A 12,960-nucleotide genomic window follows, 5' to 3' on the forward strand; every position below is an offset into this window, starting at 1 on the left:
GCTTTGGAGCGACCCATGACGACCCAGGTCCGGCTCAACGACGTGGACATCGACGCGGTGGGGGCGCTGGTCGGCGCCGTCCAGGCGGACGCGACCAAGGCCGCCACCACCTGGGCCGCGCACGTCACCTGGACGGGTGGTTTCCGCTCGGAAGCCCGAGTCCGCGGCTTCACCCCCACCCCGTCCGACGAACCCACCGCCCTCGGCGGCGGGGACAGCGCCGCGAACCCGGTGGAGCAACTGCTGAGCGCGCTGGGCAACTGCCTGGCCGTCGGCTACGCCGCCAACGCCACGGTCGCCGGAATCCGCCTGGACGACCTGCGGATCGACCTGAAGGGCGACATCGACCTGCGCGTGTTCCTGGGGCTGGCGGAGGGGCACGCGGGGTTCGACAGCATCACGGCGAAGGTGACGATCTCGTCACCCGCGTCGCGGGAGGAACTGGAGACGCTGCACGCCAAGGTCATCGGCAGCTCACCGGTGGGCCACACGCTGGGCAGCGCGGTCCCGGTCACCATCGAACTGGCGGGCTGACCGCAAGTCGATCGAGCCAACCCCCACCGCTGGCGCGGGTTATCCCCATGCCTCGTCCGCATCCACAGGATTTCGCCACCCCGTGCTCCGCCCTGCTCCGCCGATAGACTGGAGCAGGGCTGTCCCCCAGGGGAAGGGCGGGGGCTGCCCGGAGTCCGGGCGGTGGCAGGGGACAGTCGGGTGCCGCTGGACTTGGTGGCCTCCGCGATCGCTGAGTGGAGCAAGATCGCCGGTCCGCCATTCACCTGCGAGCGCGAGTTGAAGGCAGAACCCAACGGGTCCGCTGCTGTTCTCGCGATGCGTGCGCGAGTACGGCGGTGTCCCGCCCTATCTCCGGCGCATCCCAGCTACCGCTTGGCTGCCGGCAGGGGAGGACACGTGGAGTCCGGGCGCTGGCAGGGGTAGTTGGAGGCGGGTGACCGGGTGGGTCCGCCCGGGCGTGGGTGGACCCACCCTGGCTTCTAGAAGCGCGGCACGGACACCGCGGTGTAGGTGGTGGTTGGGGTTGGTGGGGTGCTGAAGCGGGCGTTGACCGCGTACAGGCTCTCGCCGTAGTTGGCGATGGTGGTGGCGGTGTCGAAGCGGTAGTCGCTCAGCCTTCGTTGGAGGGTGCCGGTGGTGCCGTCGGGTGAGAGGGCAATTTTGGCGATCGTGCCGCGGCCGTTCTCCATGACGTACAGGTCTCGGCCCAGGCGGAGTTGGCCGTCGTTGCCGGTGACGGTCTGGGTGCCGATGTCGACGGTCTTCGCCGCGCCCGTGGCCGGGTCCACGCGGAACAGTTTGCCCGTGGCGGTTTGGCCTACTATCAGGGCCTTTCCGTCCGGGGTGGTGACGATTCCGTTGCCGTTGAACGAGTTCGGTACGTTCTGCCAGTCGCCGGTCAGGGGGAGGGTGGTGAGGGGCTTGCTCGCGTCCGGGAGTTCTCCCTTGGGGCCCAACGGGAGCTCGTACAGCGAGGCGTTGTTGGAGTCGGTGAACCACACCGCGTCCCGGGCGATGGTGACGTCGTTGAGGAACGCGCCGGTGGTGGGGACCTTGTAGCGGGCCAGGACTTTGCCGTCGTGGGTGTCGATGACGCGGACCTCGCCGCCGGTGCCGCCCGCGACGAACAGGCGGTTGTGGTCGGTGTCCACCTTGAGCCCCACCGACGGCCCGCCCGCGGGCGGGCTCAGCTGCCTGCCCGTGCCCGTGCGCAGGTCGATCTGGTGGATGCGGCCGTCGGCCAGGGATCCGAAGTAGGCCACCGGCCACCGCCCGATGGCGATGCCCTCGGGGCGGAAGCCGTCCGGCAGCCGCAGCTCGTCGGGGAAGCCCGGTGCCTGCGCGGCGGTCGCCACCACGGGCACCGCGAACAGGGCGAGCACGACGCTGACGAACAACGCGATTCTGCGTGTCATCTGCCCGAGTGTGCTTGGACCGGTCCAGCATGGTCTAGACCAAACCGGGTACCGGTGTTGCCGGCGGTTCACACCGACAGCGGCGCCTCGCGCACGACCTGCTCCGCCATCTGCCCCAGCTCGCGGCGCCAGAACTCGAAGAAGGCGTCCTGGTCCGGCCCGATCTGCTGGACGTAGACCTCGTCGTACCCGGCGTCGACGTAGCCGCGGATCGCGGTCGCGTACGGCTCCGGGTCCGGCCCGCACGGCACACTGCGCGCGACCATGTCCGGTGTCACCAGCTCCGAAGCCTGCTCGAAGTGGCGCGGTGTCGGCAGGACCTGCGCGAGTTCGCCCGGCAGCGCGGAGTTCGCCCACAGCCGGTGCGCGGTCCGCACGCCCTCGGCGGTGGTCGCGGCGTGGCAGAACTTGAGTCCCCCTTGAGCGGGCCGGTCGCCGCCGCCCGCCTCGCGGAACGCGCGCACCAGCCCGCTGTCCGGCTTGGTGCACGCGAACCCGTCGCCGACCCGGCCCGCGAGCCGTGCGGCCTTGGGACCGAACCCGGACACGTAGATCGGCACGGGCGCGTCGGGCCGTGTGTAGATCCGCGCGTTCTCCACGGTGAAGTGGTTGCCGTGGTAGGTGACCTCGTCGCCGCGGTGCAGTGCGCGGATCAGCTCGACGGCCTCCTCCAGCATGGCGAGCCGCACGTCGGCGGGTGGCCACCGGTCGCCGAGCACGTGCTCGTTGAGCGCCTCACCGCTGCCGACGCCCAGCGTGAACCGCCCCTCGAACTGCACGGCGGTGGTCGCCGCCGCTTGTGCGACGACGGCCGGGTGGATGCGCGTGGTCGGGCAGGTCACCGCAGTGGTGACCGGCAGCCGCGTCGCCTCCGACAGCGCGCCGAGCACCGACCACACGAACGGGCTCTGCCCCTGCTCGCGGTTCCACGGGTGGAAGTGGTCGGAGATCCACAGCCGCTCGAAGCCCGCCCGCTCGGCCGCCCGCGCCTGCCGGACGAGGTCGTGCGGGCCGAACTCCTCACAAGACAGGAAGTAGCCAAAGCTCACCATGCCCGTTCGGGTACCCGTTGGTCACCGGACAAACCAATGTCATCGGAGCTTCACCCGTGCGCAATGCCCGACCGGGCACGGTTGCTCCATGTCCAGTGAGGACCGTGTGGCGCTGTCCACGATCGTGCGCGAGTGGGGCCGGATCGGCTGCGTCGGCTTCGGCGGACCGCCCGCGCACATCGCCCTGTTGCGCGACCTGTGCGTCGTCCGCCGGAAGTGGTTGTCGGAGCGGGAGTTCGAGGACGGCATCGCGGTGACCACCCTGCTGCCCGGCCCGGCGTCGACCCAACTGGCGATCCTGTGCGCTTGGCGGCTGCGGGGTGCGGTGGGGGCGCTGGTGGGCGGCGCGTGCTTCATCGTGCCCGGGCTGGTGGTGATCCTGGCCCTGGCGGTGCTGTTCCTGGCGGACAACCCGCCCGTGTGGGTGACCGGGGCGGCGGCGGGCGCGGGCGCGGCGGTGCCCGCGGTCGCGCTGCACGCGGCCTGGGGGCTGATCCCGGCCGGTTGGCGGCGGGCGGGCCCCGGGGTCGGCGGCCGGGCGCGGTGGTGCGGGTACCTCGTCGCGGCTGGGGTCGCCGGGGTGCTGACGGGTCCGTGGCTGGTGTTGGTCCTGGTGGCGGCCGGTTTGCTCGAGGTGTCGACGAAGGTGTCGAAGGTGTGGGCCGTCCCGGTCGCGCTGCCCGTCGCGGGCGGCGTCGGAGGACTGGCGTGGGTGGCGGCGAAGGTCGGCGCGCTGTCCTACGGCGGCGGCTTCGTGATCATCCCGCTGATGCGCGAGGACGCGGTCCACACCTACGGCTGGATGACCGACGGGCAGTTCCTCAACGCGGTGGCGCTCGGGCAGATCACCCCCGGCCCGGTGGTCCAGACGGTCGCGGTCGTGGGCTACGCGGCGGCCTGCTCGCCGCGACCATCGCCTTCGCCCCGTCCTTCGCGTTCGTGCTGGTGGGCGGCCCCCGGCTGGACCGGCTCCGGGACAACGAGCGGGCCCAGGCGTTCCTGACCGGCGCGGGCGCGGCGGCGATCGGCGCCATCGCGGGCTCCGCGGTACCCCTCGGCCTGGCGCTGGCGCACCGGTGGCAACTCGGCGTGCTGGTCGCGGCGGTCCTGTGGCTGCTGGTGTTCCGCCGCGGTGTCGTGGCGGCGTTGCTGGGTGCCGGGGTTTTCGGCGCGCTGCTCGCGATTGTTTAGCGGCCGACTGACTCGACGGCCGCGCGTTTTTGGCGGTCGGGTATCGGCCGAACGTCGTAGTATTCCACCGAGCGTGAAGCCTTTGACATGCCTGCGAAAGGCTCGTTACTGTCCGATGAAGGCAATTCGATGCGGTCGGGGAACTGGGGGCTAACGCATTATTGCCGACCGGTTCAGTGCGCCCCGTTGTTTTGTCTGAACAGCGACCAACCACTTGCTACAAGGAGGCGGCAGTGCGCGCAATCACGAGGATGGCGGCGGTCATCGGGGTCGCGGGCTCGATCCTGGGCCTGGCGGGTACGGCGAGCGCCACGACGGTGGCGGACGCCGCAGGCGCGGTGACCACGCAGGTCACCGCCCAGGCGGCGCTCGACCCGTGCAGCGTCTACACGAACAACTCGACCTTCGCCTCGCTCATCTGCAGCGGCATCCCGGGTGAGTACCGGATCAGGGTCAAGTACTGCCGCAGCGGCTGCTCGATCGAATACGGCCCGTGGGTGACGGCTGGTCTTTACTCCGGTGTGAGCTTCCCCAGTGGCGGTTCCATCTCCGAAATCTGGGGCGAGTTCCGCTGAGGCGAGCGTAGGCCCGTCGCGGCCATTCTGGCGCGGCGGGCCCACGGCTGCTAAACTGAAATGGCAAAGACAGTTCCCCGGTTTGCGATTCATTCTCCCCGGTGGCATTCCCCATCCCAGCGAGCTGGGATGGGGAATGCCGTGGGTGAGTTCAAGACCGTTTCCGTCGGTGCCGGGATCGACCTCTGCTACCAACGCCTCGGGCCGGTCGACGCACTGGGTCTCGGCAGCGCGCGGCAGGCCGTCGCGTACGTGGTCTCCGGCGGCCGGACCGCGCGGCTCCGGACGATCACCGCGCGCACGCTGGTCATCCACGGCGGTGCCGACCGGATGTGCCACCCCAGCGGCGGTCGGGCCACGGCCGCGGCCATCCCGGGGGCCGAACTGGTCGTGATCGAGGGCATGGGGCACGACCTCCCCGCCGCGCTGTGGCCCGCGGCTCGTGTCGCTGATCTCCCGGCACATCGCGGGCTAGCCCCAATGCCGGTCGGTTAGGTCATGGCGGGGCTGTAGCCTGCGGTGGTGGATCTTGGGTTGGGTGTGCGCGAGGGCGGCGGTCTGGCCGACCGAGCTGCGGTTGGTGTGCTGACTCGGACGTTTCCGGTGGAGTTGGTCGATCGGGTCATTGACCAGTATTGGCGTCGGGAACAGCGGACCCGCGCATTGCCTGCTCGGTTGGTCTTCTATTTCACGCTTGCTTTGTGTCTTTTCCCGAATGAGTCGTACCGGTCGACGATGAAGATTCTCATGTCGGCGTTCGGTCGTGGAGGGCAGGGCTATCGGGTACCGACGACCGGTTCGATCGGTGATGCTCGTCGTCGTCTGGGTTCGGAGCCGATGGAGACCGCGGTGCGGGCGGTGATACGACCGAGAGCGTGCCGGGAGACGATAGGCGCGTGGTATGGGGATTGGTTGTTGACAGCGGTTGACGGGACGACGTTCACGGTGCCGGATACCGAGGAGAACGATCGCGAGTTCGGGCGACCCGGTTCAGGGCGCGGCGAGGGAAAGACGGCGTATCCTCAGATTCAAGCGGCGTGTGTGGTCGAGTTGGGAACCCACGCGGTATTCGATGCCCGGATGGATGGCTATGCCGCCGCGGAAACGATGTTGATCGAGGAGATGTTCTCTTCATTGCGGCCGGGCATGCTGGTGTTGGCCGACCGGCACATCTACTCGTCCCGTCGCTGGGCCAAGGCCGTGGATACCGGCGCCGACCTGCTGTGGAGAGTGACCGCGAACCTCGCCCCACGGCCGGTGGAGAGACTATCGGACGGTTCCTGTATCGCCGAGATCACCCCGCCGAGGAGTTCGGGCCAACCATCTTTCCGGCTACGGCTGATCGAGTACCGATTGCCGTGGACGGAGGAGGTGTATCGGTTGGTGACCACGATCCTGGACCCGCTTCTGGCGCCCGCGAAGGAACTGGCCGCGCTCTATCACGAACGGTGGGACATCGAGGGCTTCCTCAAACAGATCAAGAGTGTCCAACTCAATACCGAGAAGATCTTCCGGTCGAAATCGCCCGACGGGGTACGGCAGGAGTTCTGGGCGCATCTGGCGGTGCACTACGCCACGATGTGTGTGCAGGTCGACGCCGCCGATCACGCGAAGCTCGATCCTGATCGGATCTCACACAAAAACACGGTACGCGTCATCCGGTCCCGTATCTGGGCGCCGGGATCTTTCCCCCCTCACGCACAGCGATGACCACTATCGGATGTTGCCGATCGAGGTCGGCAGCGAGATCAACCCGGAACGCCGCCACCGGAGCTACCCGCGGGTGATCAAACGGAAAATGAGCAACTTCCCGGTCAAACGCGCACGACACCGACAACAACTCCGAAACAGCCGACCACCTCACTCGAACATCACCCTCACCCCGCCCAGCAAGACCCGACACCGCCGCCGACCAGCCGAAACCACCTAACCGACCGGCATTGGGGCTAGCCCAGGAAGTCCGACACCGCCGCGGCGAACTCGTCGGGTGCCTCGAACCACGGCACGTGCCCGACCCCGGGCAGCACCACCCGCGTCACCACGGGGAGCGCCCGTGCCAGGGAGTCGACGGCCCAGCGCGGGCGGAGGTCGTCGGCGCCGTCGATGACCAGCGTCGGGACCGGCAGTGCCCGGCAGGCCGCGACCAGCGCGGTCTCCTCGTCCTGCCGCGCCTCGGCGCTGATCGTCGCGTTGCACTCGTAGTTGATGGGGAACCACGGGTCGGCCATCCGCTCGGCGTACGAACGGGCCGTCGCGGGGTCGGTGAAGTCCGCCGACCACTGCGCCACCGCCCGTTCCCGGTCGTCGTCGGTGCGGTCGCGGCCCACCTGCCCGGTGAGCCGGGCCTCGGCGTTCCGCTTGAACTCGGCGCGCCAGTCGTGGCCCAGCCCGGTGCCCGCCACGTACACGAGCCCGCGCACCCGCTCGGGGTGGGCCAAGGCGTACCGCAGGGCCAGCGTCGCGCCCCAGGAATGCCCCAGCACGGCGACCCGGTCGAACCCGAAGTGCGCCCGGACGGCGTCGAGGTCCCGCACCGACCGCTCGACGGAATACGGCCCGCGCCGCTCCGACCGCCCACACCCCCGCTGGTCCCAGCGGACCGTCCGGGCCGCGAGCGAGTCCGCGAGGTCGCCGAACATGTCCCACAGGCCCGGCCCGCCGTGGCACAGGATCACCGGCACACCGGCACCGCTCGCGGACACCCACAACCGACACCCGTCGTCGGCCCGGACGTCGTCGGTGACCGGCTCCCGGATCACCGGGCCGCCCTGATTGTGTTTTCCAGCGCGCACATCCCGTCCTGCTCCCAGGTCCGCAGCGTGGTCCGGCCGCTCTCGATCCTGCACCACGCCGCGCTGCTGTGGTGCGGGAAGTCGGATGACGGTCGTGGGGCCCCGTCGGCGGGGCCCCACGACGTTCAGCTCACCAGCACGTGCGCGGTGGTCGGGCGGAGAACGCGGGAACGGCGGTGGTTCTGGTGGATGAAGACGCGCTGCAACCAGCGGTCCCGGCCGTCGTAGCGCGGGGTGAACTCGGTTCGGCCGTGCAGGGTCAGGCGGTTGTCCACGAAGGCCAGGTCCCCGGTCTCCAGGACGAACGTCCGGCGCACCGACCGCAGCGCGTCGCCGAGCACGGCCATGGCCTGCTCGGCTTCTCCGTCCAGCGGGTGGGTCGACTCGAAATCCACCTGGATGTCGGGATCGTCCCAGGAACCCGACAGGATGCCGTGCGGGCGCGGATCCGCGCCCAGGGCGCCGAAGGACGCGGGCGGCGCGGTGGTGTAGCGGGGCGAGCGCAGGATCTCGCGGACCTCGTCGGGCAGCGCGGGCAGTGCGTTGCGGATGGACGCGAGCAGCAGGCCCGCCTGGTTGTCGTGGTCGTTGCGCAGGCAGTGCAGGCCGACGTAATCGGGGCGGTACGGGTGGAACGCGTTCTCCACGTGCATCGCCAGCGCGACCGAGCCCGCGTTGCCCTGGAACTTCTCCATCCCCGGCACCGGGACCACGTCCTGCACCAGCGCCCCGCTCTTCTCCTCGCGGAACGCGAGCGGCTCGCCGAGGTTCAGTCCCACCAGGACCTCGGCCGCCGCCGCGACCGTGGTCTCGCGCTGCACCGAGCCCGGCACGTTCGGCGTGGGGGGTAAGGCCGCGGCGTCCACCGGTAGGTTGCGCACCAGGAAGACGCCGTCCCGGCCCGCGTCGTGGGTGAAGCGGCGGATGGCCTGGCGCAGGCGGACGGGCAGGGTGGCGGACGCCTCCCGCGCGCCCGCGAGCCACTCGGGCGAGTCGAGCAGGCGCGGTGCCAGGTCCGCCAGGTGCCGGGCGGTGGTCTCGACCTCGGCGCGTTCCGGCCCGGTCAGGGTGATCACGTGGTCGGTACCGTGCTCGGGCAGGACGTCGACGGTCATGCCGGGTCTCCTCTGTCGTCGATCGGACTGGGGTGGACGGTCAGCCGCCATCTTGGTCGTCATCCCACCGGATCGAGGCGGGGTGGGTTGACAACCGGCGAGGGGTCGGGTTGGCGAATGGTTGCCCAGCGTGGCGGGGATCCCCGGGTGGTCCCCTGTCCGCTGCGCCGAACGAGCGGCCCGCGCGGTCGGTACTCGTCGGGGCCGCGGAATCGGGAGACCGCCCCGGTACGGATTGCGAGCGGCGCCGCGGTCCGGGAATCACTCGAATGGACGATCAACACCGGTGCGCGGCGATACTCCAAACAGGCCACTGGACCGGGCCGGTGGATCGTGTGACGGTCTACCGGTAAAGTTCGGTAGTTCGCCAATTCCTGTTGTGCCGCAACACGTTGAGCCCACGTCGTCCGGCTCCCGCCGGGTGCCCGGGCGGTTGCTGCGGTCGGTGGTGTGGCGTCCGTACGGTGTCCGAGTAGCGTCCCGGGGCGGGGGGGATCATCCACGAATCCCGAGGAGGCTCGACTTGAGGCGAAGACTGCTCGCCTGCGTGACCGCGGTGGTCGCGCTGGCGTTCTCGACCGCGGTGGTACCGGCGTCCGCGACGGGGGAACCCGCGGGCCCGGAGTGCCGCGGCATGACCTGGTCCCTGCGGGACAAGCTGTTCGACCGGCACATCGCGCTGGTCTCGTCCGACCGGACCACCGACCCCTACAACGGGGACACGCCGTGCGACCGCAAGCTCCCGGTGCTGTGCCTGAAGAAGCTGAACCTGCCGCAGCCCGGCGGGATCGAGGTCGACTCCTACAAGGGCTGGACCGGCGGCCGGATCCAGCTCACCGCGCCGGTGGCGGGCACGACCCTGACCAGCCCCGCCGCCGCCGACCAGCTCTGCGCCGACACCTTCGGCACCGGCTGGGAGATGGGCGAGTTCCACGACGGCTACGGCGGCTGGGCCTGGTGGGCCAGGGGTGAGCCGATGCGGCTGTGGGTCGCGGTGCGCGACCAGCCCGCGAACCCGTGGGACACCGAGACCGGCCACGCCATGACCTGGACCACGCGCTTCCACCGCTGGGAAGGCGACATCGCCCGGTACGGCACGGACGACTTCACCAACCCGTACACCGGTGACACCGAGCTGACCGAGCGCCTGCCGATCCTGTGCGTCAAGCCGGACGGCACCCCCGTCCCGCCGGTCGTGGACCCGACCGACGAGCACAACGGCTGGGCGGCGGCCTCCGCGCAGATCAGCGCGCCGGTGCGCGGCACCGAGCTGACGAGCCGCGCCGCCGCCGACAAGGTCTGCGCCGACGAGTTCGGCACCGGCTACCGGATGGCCGACTACCACGAGGGCGGCGGCACCGACATCGTCCCCGACCACGCCTGGTGGGCCAACGGCGACGTCGGCCGCTTCTGGGTCTCGATCAACGACCAGCGCGCCAACCCGTGGAACTTCCCGCGGACCTGATGCCCGATCCCGGCCCGCGTCCCACGGGACGCGGGCCGTCCAGCACCTGGACGCCTTTGACACGCGGTGCCCGCCTGGCTTTCGCTAGCGCCGAGCCGAGCAGAAGGGCAGTCCACATGAGCGAGACCCCCGCCGTCGACCACGGCGCCGTCGACCACCACGGCACCGAGCACTGGCACCGCCCGTTGCGGCACATCCGGGGCGCGGACCTCTCCGGGGACACCACGCAGACCAGCGGCATGAAGCGGCTGGAGGCCGTGTCCGGCAAGACCGTCGGCTCGCGCAAGGTGTGGATGGGGGAGACCCACGTGGGTCCGGCCACCAACTCCGGCGACCACCACCACGGCGAGGCCGAGACCGCCATCTACGTCAAGTCCGGCAACCCGGTGTTCGTCTTCGCCGAGGGCGACCAAGAGGTCCGCCTCGAGACCGGTCCCGGCGACTACATCTTCGTGCCGCCCTACGTGCCGCACCGCGAGGAGAACCCCGGCGACGAGCCCGCCGTCGTGGTCATCGCGCGCAGCAGCCAGGAGGGCGTCGTCGTCAACCTGCCCAGCTTGTGGGCACCCGTCGAGGTGCCGCTGGACGGCGACTAGCGCTTGCCCGCGGGCTCCGGGTGCGCCGGGGTCGGGTGCGTGCGCTCCAGCGCCGCGCCCTCCACGTCCAGCGCGGGCAGCCACCGCAGCCACCCGGGCAGCGCCCACGCGGCCCGGCCCAGCAGCGCCAGCGCGGCGGGCACGGTGACCATCCGGATGATGATCGCGTCGAACAGGATGCCCAGGGCCAGCGCGAAGCCGATCGGTTTGATCGTCTCGTCGCCCTCCGGGACGAACCCGGCGAACACCGCGAACATGATCGTCGCCGCCGCGATGACCACGGGCGCGGTCTGCCGGAAACCGGTGGTGATCGCCTGCCGGGGCGCCGCGCCGTGGGCGTGCGCCTCGTGCATCCGGGACACCAGGAACACCTGGTAGTCCATGGCGAGTCCGAACAGGATGCCGATGATGATGATCGGCGACAGGCTCATCAGCGGCCCGGTCGACTTCGCGTTGACGACCTCGGTGAGCCAGCCCCACTGGAACACCGCGGTGGTGGCGCCGAGCGCGGAGCCGATGGTCAGCAGGAAGCCCAGCACGCCGACGACCGGCACCAGGATCGAGCGGAACACCAGCACCAGCAGCACGAACGCCAGGCTGACGACCAGCGCCAGGTAGACCGGCAGGGCGTCGTCGAGCTTGTGCGAGATGTCGATGCTGACCGCGGTGGCACCGGTGACGTAGACCCGCGCGCCCGCGGCGTCCGGGATGTCGTCGCGCAGCGTGCGGACCAGGGTGTTCGTCGCCTCGTCGTCCGCGCCGGTCTTGGGGATCACGGTGATCAGCGCGGCGTCGGCGGCCGGGCTCGTCCGGGGCGCGGTCACCAGGGTGACGTCCGGCAGGGTGGTGATCCGCTGCCGGACCTCGGCGGCGCGCGCGACCGCGTCGGGGCCGTCGACCAGCACGAGCAGCGGTCCCGAGTAGCCGGGGCCGAAGCTCTCGGCGATCAGCTGGTTGGCCTTGGCCTCGCTGCTGCCCTCGGCGGGCCGCTGGACGAGCGAGGTCTGCATCGAGAAGACCGGGATCGCGACCACGGCGAGCACCGCGACCGACCCGACCAGGGTCGCCCAGCGGTGGTGCGTGACCAGGTTCGCCCACCGCAGGTGGAAACCGCGGCCCTCGTCCGGGTCCGGCCCGGTGCCCGCCCTGGCCCGGCGGGGCAGCGCGCGCCGCCCGATGAAGCCCAGCATGGCGGGCACGAGGGTGATCGCGATCAACACGGCGATCACGATGGTGGCGGCCGCGGCCAGCCCCATCTCGGTGAGGAACGGGATGCCCGCCACGGCGAGCCCCGCGAGCGCGATGACCACGGTCAACCCGGCGGTGACCACGGCGGACCCGGCCGTGCCGACGGCCATCGCGGCGGCGTCGGCGATCGGGCGGCCCTCGAACAACTCGTGCCGGAACCGGGTGACGATGAACAGCGCGTAGTCGATGCCCACGGCCAGGCCGAGCATGATGGCCAGGATCGGGGTGGTGGCCTGCAGGTCCACGAAGCCGGTCAGGGTGATGATGCCGAGCGCGCCGATGCCGACGCCGATCACCGCCGTCAGCAGGTTCATCCCGGCGCTGACCAGCGAGCCGTAGGTCACGGCCAGCACGACGAGCGCCACCACCACGCCGATGGCCTCGGCGGGCCCGCCGACGTCGCCCGCCTTGTGCAGCACGTCGCCGCGCGCCTCGACCCGGAGCCCGTCGACGCGCGCCCCCTCGACCGCCGAGGTCAGCGCGTCGCGTTCCGCGTCGGTGACCTCCGGCGCCTCGACGCCGTAGGTGACGGTGCTGTACCCGACCGTGCGGTCCTGCGAGACCACCGGCCCCTTCGGGTCGAGCGGGTTGCTCGCCGCCGCCACCCCGGGCAGCTTCCCGAGCGCCGCGACCAGCCCGTCGACCCGCGCGGCCACCGCCGGGTCGACCAGCGTCCGGCCCTCCGGCGCGCGCAGCACCACTTGCGCCGACCCGCCTGCCGACGCGTCCCCGAACCGCTCCTGCATCAGCTCCAGCGCGGTCGTCGACTCCTGGCCGGGTATCCGGAAGGTGGACACGGTCTTGCCGGACAGCGTCACCGCCCCGACCCCGGCCATGACGAAGACGAACAACCACACCAGCAGGACCGCGACCCGGTGCCGCACGGACCCCAACCCGAGGCGGTAGAGCAAAGTGGCCATCGGTCAACCCCGACCCTGCGTAACGTCGCGCATGGCTAGAGAGTCCCCCGTGGACACCCGCCTCGCCCCTCCACC

At 70.8% G+C, this 12,960-nt stretch carries 11 protein-coding genes and 1 pseudogene; 7 read left to right on the forward strand and 5 right to left on the reverse strand.

Annotated features, from left to right (window positions below):
- Positions 1 to 15 precede the first annotated feature (15 nt).
- The gene (locus V5P93_RS10745) at positions 16 to 534 is read left to right on the forward strand and encodes an OsmC family protein (protein WP_104482873.1); all 519 of its coding nucleotides are present in this window, start codon (positions 16 to 18) and stop codon (positions 532 to 534) included.
- A 461-nt stretch (positions 535 to 995) separates the two neighbouring features.
- On the opposite strand, the gene V5P93_RS10750 is transcribed toward V5P93_RS10745, so the two are convergent.
- Both V5P93_RS10750 and V5P93_RS10755 read right to left on the reverse strand, forming a co-directional pair.
- Positions 996 to 1,931 (reverse strand): SMP-30/gluconolactonase/LRE family protein, encoded by a 936-nt coding sequence (locus V5P93_RS10750; protein ID WP_104482872.1) that lies wholly within the window; start codon positions 1,929 to 1,931, stop codon positions 996 to 998.
- A 68-nt stretch (positions 1,932 to 1,999) separates the two neighbouring features.
- Positions 2,000 to 2,983 (reverse strand): TIGR03557 family F420-dependent LLM class oxidoreductase, encoded by a 984-nt coding sequence (locus V5P93_RS10755; RefSeq protein WP_104482871.1) that lies wholly within the window; start codon positions 2,981 to 2,983, stop codon positions 2,000 to 2,002.
- A gap of 88 nt (positions 2,984 to 3,071) precedes the next feature.
- Here V5P93_RS10755 and V5P93_RS10760 point away from each other — a divergent pair.
- The 4 genes and pseudogenes from V5P93_RS10760 (at position 3,072) to V5P93_RS10775 (ending at position 6,459) form a co-directional block, all read left to right on the forward strand.
- Positions 3,072 to 4,174 (forward strand): annotated as a pseudogene (locus V5P93_RS10760) (chromate transporter).
- A gap of 233 nt (positions 4,175 to 4,407) precedes the next feature.
- Complete coding sequence (locus tag V5P93_RS10765) at positions 4,408 to 4,749, forward strand: hypothetical protein (protein WP_146108345.1); 342 nt, start codon at positions 4,408 to 4,410, stop codon at positions 4,747 to 4,749.
- A 141-nt stretch (positions 4,750 to 4,890) separates the two neighbouring features.
- Positions 4,891 to 5,244 carry a hypothetical protein gene (locus V5P93_RS10770; protein WP_104482869.1) on the forward strand — a complete coding sequence of 118 codons (354 nt, stop codon included), beginning with the start codon at positions 4,891 to 4,893 and terminating at the stop codon, positions 5,242 to 5,244.
- 87 nt (positions 5,245 to 5,331) lie between these two features.
- Positions 5,332 to 6,459 carry an IS4 family transposase gene (locus V5P93_RS10775; RefSeq protein ID WP_374066474.1) on the forward strand — a complete coding sequence of 376 codons (1,128 nt, stop codon included), beginning with the start codon at positions 5,332 to 5,334 and terminating at the stop codon, positions 6,457 to 6,459.
- Positions 6,460 to 6,695: 236 nt separating this feature from the next.
- Here the strand turns inward: V5P93_RS10775 and V5P93_RS10780 are convergent, their stop codons facing one another.
- Both V5P93_RS10780 and V5P93_RS10785 read right to left on the reverse strand, forming a co-directional pair.
- The gene (locus V5P93_RS10780; protein ID WP_245931817.1) at positions 6,696 to 7,508 is read right to left on the reverse strand and encodes an alpha/beta fold hydrolase; all 813 of its coding nucleotides are present in this window, start codon (positions 7,506 to 7,508) and stop codon (positions 6,696 to 6,698) included.
- Between the two features lie 158 nt (positions 7,509 to 7,666).
- Entirely contained in the window at positions 7,667 to 8,656 is a 990-nt protein-coding gene (locus tag V5P93_RS10785) for a TauD/TfdA family dioxygenase (protein ID WP_104483583.1), read from the reverse strand.
- Positions 8,657 to 9,179: 523 nt separating this feature from the next.
- Between V5P93_RS10785 and V5P93_RS10790 the strand changes: the two genes are divergently transcribed.
- Positions 9,180 to 10,121: a hypothetical protein gene (locus V5P93_RS10790; protein WP_146108411.1), complete on the forward strand. Its 942-nt coding sequence runs from the start codon at positions 9,180 to 9,182 to the stop codon at positions 10,119 to 10,121.
- Between the two features lie 116 nt (positions 10,122 to 10,237).
- The gene (locus V5P93_RS10795) at positions 10,238 to 10,717 is read left to right on the forward strand and encodes a cupin domain-containing protein (protein ID WP_104483585.1); all 480 of its coding nucleotides are present in this window, start codon (positions 10,238 to 10,240) and stop codon (positions 10,715 to 10,717) included.
- Here the strand turns inward: V5P93_RS10795 and V5P93_RS10800 are convergent.
- Complete coding sequence (locus tag V5P93_RS10800) at positions 10,714 to 12,885, reverse strand: MMPL family transporter (RefSeq protein WP_104483586.1); 2,172 nt, start codon at positions 12,883 to 12,885, stop codon at positions 10,714 to 10,716. The two genes, V5P93_RS10795 and V5P93_RS10800, sit on opposite strands and share 4 nt — an antisense overlap.
- Positions 12,886 to 12,960 lie beyond the last annotated feature (75 nt).

Source organism: Actinokineospora auranticolor (genome assembly GCF_041897805.1).
GTDB classification, from domain to species: domain Bacteria; phylum Actinomycetota; class Actinomycetes; order Mycobacteriales; family Pseudonocardiaceae; genus Actinokineospora; species Actinokineospora auranticolor.

Excerpts from the sequence above, each read along its gene's own strand:
- V5P93_RS10800 (WP_104483586.1), bottom strand. The coding sequence starts at position 12,885 with ATGGCCACTTTGCTCTACCGCCTCGGGTTGGGGTCCGTGCGGCACCGG.
- V5P93_RS10755 (WP_104482871.1), bottom strand. The coding sequence starts at position 2,983 with ATGGTGAGCTTTGGCTACTTCCTGTCTTGTGAGGAGTTCGGCCCGCAC.
- V5P93_RS10795 (WP_104483585.1), top strand. The coding sequence starts at position 10,238 with ATGAGCGAGACCCCCGCCGTCGACCACGGCGCCGTCGACCACCACGGC.
- V5P93_RS10745 (WP_104482873.1), top strand. The coding sequence starts at position 16 with ATGACGACCCAGGTCCGGCTCAACGACGTGGACATCGACGCGGTGGGG.
- V5P93_RS10750 (WP_104482872.1), bottom strand. The coding sequence starts at position 1,931 with ATGACACGCAGAATCGCGTTGTTCGTCAGCGTCGTGCTCGCCCTGTTC.
- V5P93_RS10785 (WP_104483583.1), bottom strand. The coding sequence starts at position 8,656 with ATGACCGTCGACGTCCTGCCCGAGCACGGTACCGACCACGTGATCACC.